Here is a 4,140-nt window from a genome sequence, read left to right as displayed (position 1 = left end):
GTGCGCCCCCGCGCGCCAGGCACACCGGGCGCGCACCGGCGCACGTGGCGCGCCAGGCGGTGCCGGAGAGTCCCGGCTAGCGGATGCGGCGGTGCACGGACTGCGGGCGCAGGTAGGCGTGCAGGCCCTCGCGTCCGAACTCGGCGCCGATCAGCACGCCGTCGAGTACGAAGACGAGGCCGCAGAGTGGGCCGGACAGGCCGAGGACCACGAGTGTCAGGGGGAGGAGCGCGCTCACCTCTTCCGCCGTCGTGAACAGCCCGCCGAGCAGGGGGCTCGTCACGACGAGGAGGGCGCCGATGGCGGCACCCCCGAGCACACCCCACTCGAGGCAGCGCCGCAGCACCGCGCGCACCCCGGGGAGATCGCCGGCCCCGAGGCCGCGCCCGACGAGGGCCTGGGCGGCGATCGCGAGCGCGTCGAGGGCGAACGCCATCGCCGCGAACAGGGTCATCGCGATCTGGAACGCCGCGAGCTGGGGCGAGCCGAGGCTCGTGGCGACGAAAACCGCGAGCAGCATCGCCGCACGCAGGCTCACCGTGCGCAGGAACAGCCAGCCGCCGCTCGACGCCCCCCGCAGCATCCCGCCGCGGTGCGGCCGCAGCCGGGCACCCTCACGCCGGGCGTGCCGAACGACCACGACGAGATACACCGCGACCATCGCCCACTGCGCGACGACCGTGCCGAGCGCCGAGCCGACCAGGCCGAGCCCGAGACCATAGATGAACCACAGGTTGAGCACGATGTTGGCCGTGAAGCCGAGCCCCGCCACCCAGAGCGGCGTGCGGGTGTCCTGCAGTCCGCGGAGGAGTCCTGTCGCCGCGAACACGAGCAGCATCGCCGGAAGTCCCAGCATCGACACGGTGAGGTACCGGGCGGATGCCGCGGCCACGGCAGGCTCCGCGCCGAACGCTCCCACGAGCTGCGGGCTCAGCGCCGCGCCGAGCCAGCGGGCGACGGCAGGGGTCGTGCTGTACGCGAGGAACACCATCAGCCCGACGATGGTCTGCAACACCGCGCTCGCGAGGCCGAGTCCGGCCAGGTCGACCGCGCCGAGATGCCCGACCATCGCCGAGTCGGCGAGCAGGAACAAGGGCTCGGCGACGAGGGCGCCGAACGCAGGGAGGGCGAGGCGCAGGATCTCACGGTCGATGGGCCGCTGGCGGAAGATGGCGATGCTCCCGACTCTAGCGTCGCTCGCCGACACCGCACGGTCCGGCGCCGTCCGGCCTCGCCCGGCGTCGCACCCCGGCTCGAATTCCCGGGCACAGCGAATAGCATGGACGCATGACTGAGCTGGGGACCGCATCCGGAATCGACCGCGACGAACTCGACCCGGGCATCCGCCCACAGGACGATCTCTTCCGCCACGTGAACGGGAAATGGATCGACCGCACCGAGATTCCGGCGGACAAGGCCCGCTGGGGATCGTTCTACCTCCTCGCCGAGGAGTCAGAGAAGGCCGTGCGCGAGATCATCCTCGAGGCGCAGACCGCTGAACCCGGAACAGAAGCCCGCAAGTTCGGCGACCTCTACTCGAGTTTCATGGACGAGGCGCGGGTGAATGCGCTCGGCGCAACGCCGCTCGCGGCCGACCTCGCGACCGTCGACCGGATCGACTCCGTCGCCTCCCTGCTCGGCACCCTCGGCCGCCTCGAGCGCGCCGGCGTCGCAGGCGCTTTCCAGCTCTATGTCGACAATGACCCGGGCAACCCGGAGCGCTACCTCGTCTTCCTGGAGCAGGGCGGGCTCGGCCTGCCGGACGAGTCCTACTATCGCGAGGAGAAGTTCGCGGCCGTCCGCGAGGCGTACCGCTCCTTCCTCGAGCGGATGTTCGGCCTCGCCGGCGTCGACGACGCCGCTGCCAGGGCGCAGCGCGTCTTCGACCTCGAAACCGAACTCGCCGGGCACCACTGGGACAACGTGCGCTCCCGCGACAGCGAGAAGACCTACAACCTCAAGACCTGGGGCCAGGTCACGGCCCTCGCCGCCGGAGCGGACCTGCACCTCTGGCTCGCGGGCCTCGATGCCCCGGCGGGAGCCCTCGAGGAGATCGTCGTCCGCCAGCCGAGCTTCGTGACCGGCCTGGCCGAGATGCTGACCGAGGACGGGATCGTCGGATGGAAGGACTGGCTGCGCTGGCAGATCATCCGCTCGAGCGCCTCGTACCTCTCCGACGACTTCGTCGAGGCGAGCTTCGACTTCTATGGCCGCACCCTCACCGGGACACCTCAGCTGCGGGACCGCTGGAAGCGCGGCGTCTCCCTCGTCGAGGGATCCCTCGGCGAGGCCGTCGGCCGGATCTACGTCGAACGGCACTTCAAGCCGAGCGCGAAGGCGAGCATGGACGTGCTCGTCGGCCACCTCGTCGAGGCATACCGCCAGAGCGTCGCCGAGCTCGACTGGATGACCCCGGAGACGCGGGCGCGTGCCCAGGACAAGCTCGAGAAGTTCACGCCCAAGATCGGCTACCCCGACAAATGGCGCGACTACTCGACCCTGTGGATGGAGGCGGGCGACCTGATCAAGAACGTGCGTGCCGCGAACGAGTTCGAGTTCCAGCGCGAACTGGGCAAGATCGGCAAGCCCCTCGACCGCGACGAGTGGTTCATGACCCCGCAGACAATCAACGCCTATTACAACCCCGGCTTCAACGAGATCGTCTTCCCCGCGGCCATCCTGCAGTTCCCGTTCTTCTCAGACGAGCGGGATGCCGCGGCGAATTACGGCGCCATCGGTGCCGTCATCGGGCACGAAATCGGGCACGGCTTCGACGACCAGGGTTCGAAGTACGACGGCGACGGGCTCCTGACCGACTGGTGGACCGCTGACGACCGTGCGGCCTTCGAAGAGCGCACGGGCTCGCTCATCGAGCAGTTCAACGCCCTGGCGCCGAAGCAGATCCCCGAGCATCACGTGAACGGCGCGCTCACGATCGGCGAGAACATCGGCGACCTCGGCGGCCTCTCGATCGCCTGGAAGGCCTACCTGATCTCGCTCGACGGCGCAGAGCCGCCCGTGATCGACGGTCTCACCGGCGCCCAGCGCTTCTTCCTGTCCTGGGCCCAGGCCTGGCAGCTGAAGATGCGCGACGAGGAGGCCATCCGCCTGATCTCGATCGACCCGCACTCGCCGAATGAGTTCCGCTGCAACCAGATCGTGCGGAACATCGACGAGTTCTACGCGGCCTTCGGCGTCGCGGCAGGCGACGAACTCTGGCTCGACCCGGACAAACGCGTCACCATCTGGTAGCCCCGCCGGCGTCCGGCCCCGGCGTATGTCGGGTGTCTGGGCTATGGTGCTGAGGGGAACACGGAGCCGGAAATCGGAGCCGGAACACGGAGGGACCCGAAAAAGTGTCCACGCCAGCGCGGGAATCGGAGCGACGGTCGCGTCGCGGTGCCCCGAGCAGGGCACGGCACGGCGTTTCGGAGTCGATGGCGAACTTCGGCCGCGGGTTCCAGGCCCTCGGCACCCTCGCCGTCGACGGCGTGCAGGTCTCGGCCCGCGCCACCGACCTCGCGACCGGCAAGGTCCTCTTCTCCGTTGACGACCACGTCGTGATGCCGACAGCGGGGATCGGAACCGTCCTCCTCCTCATCGAGGTCGCCGCCCGGCTCCCGAACGCCGAATTCGGCGCCCTCACCATCCTCGACCGCACCCCGGCGGACTCCGTCGGAGGGTCAGGCGTCTGGCAGCACCTGCAGGCCCCGTCGCTTCCCGTCGCTGACCTCGCGGCCCTGGTCGGGGGTCTCGGCGACAACCTCGCAGCGAACGTGCTGCTGCGCGCGGTCGGCCTCGCGGCCGTCCAGGCGCGCACCGAACAGCTCGGCATCTCCCACACCGCTCTGCTCGACCTCGTCCGCGACGAACGCGGCCCCGATCACGCACCCCAGCTCTCCGTCGGCAGCGCCCAGGAACTCACGGGACTCTTCACGTCCCTCGCCCGCGGGGAGGTCGTGGATGCCGCGACGAGCGAACGCGTGATCGGCTGGCTGTCCCTCGGCGCAGACCTCTCCCTCGTCGCGAGCGCCTTCGGGCTCGATCCCTTCGCGCACCGCGGCGGCGACCCGGGCGTTCACCATCTTCTGCACCGCGACGGCCATCGAGAGGCCTTCGTTGGGGATCTTGTTCTTCAGC

3 protein-coding genes are annotated in these 4,140 nt (G+C 70.0%); 2 read left to right on the top strand and 1 reads right to left on the bottom strand.

The annotated features are described in order from the left end of the window. Positions 1-76: 76 nt before the first annotated feature. A complete protein-coding gene (locus QN345_RS16195) occupies positions 77-1,207 on the bottom strand; it encodes an MATE family efflux transporter (protein ID WP_323508873.1) in 1,131 nt (376 codons plus the stop codon). 80 nt (positions 1,208-1,287) lie between these two features. Here QN345_RS16195 and QN345_RS16190 point away from each other — a divergent pair, with 80 nt between their 5' ends. Together QN345_RS16190 and QN345_RS16185 are read left to right on the top strand one after the other, a co-directional pair. Further along, a complete protein-coding gene (locus tag QN345_RS16190) occupies positions 1,288-3,252 on the top strand; it encodes a M13 family metallopeptidase (protein ID WP_134449216.1) in 1,965 nt (654 codons plus the stop codon). Positions 3,253-3,437: 185 nt separating this feature from the next. Beyond that, the coding region (locus tag QN345_RS16185) for a serine hydrolase (protein ID WP_323508872.1) at positions 3,438-4,140 on the top strand (703 nt) is incomplete at its 3' end.

The organism is Cryobacterium sp. 10I1 (assembly GCF_035019805.1).
GTDB classification, from domain to species: domain Bacteria; phylum Actinomycetota; class Actinomycetes; order Actinomycetales; family Microbacteriaceae; genus Cryobacterium; species Cryobacterium glucosi.
Note: the sequence above shows the minus strand (reverse complement) of the source record. Positions and strands in the feature narration are given on the sequence as shown.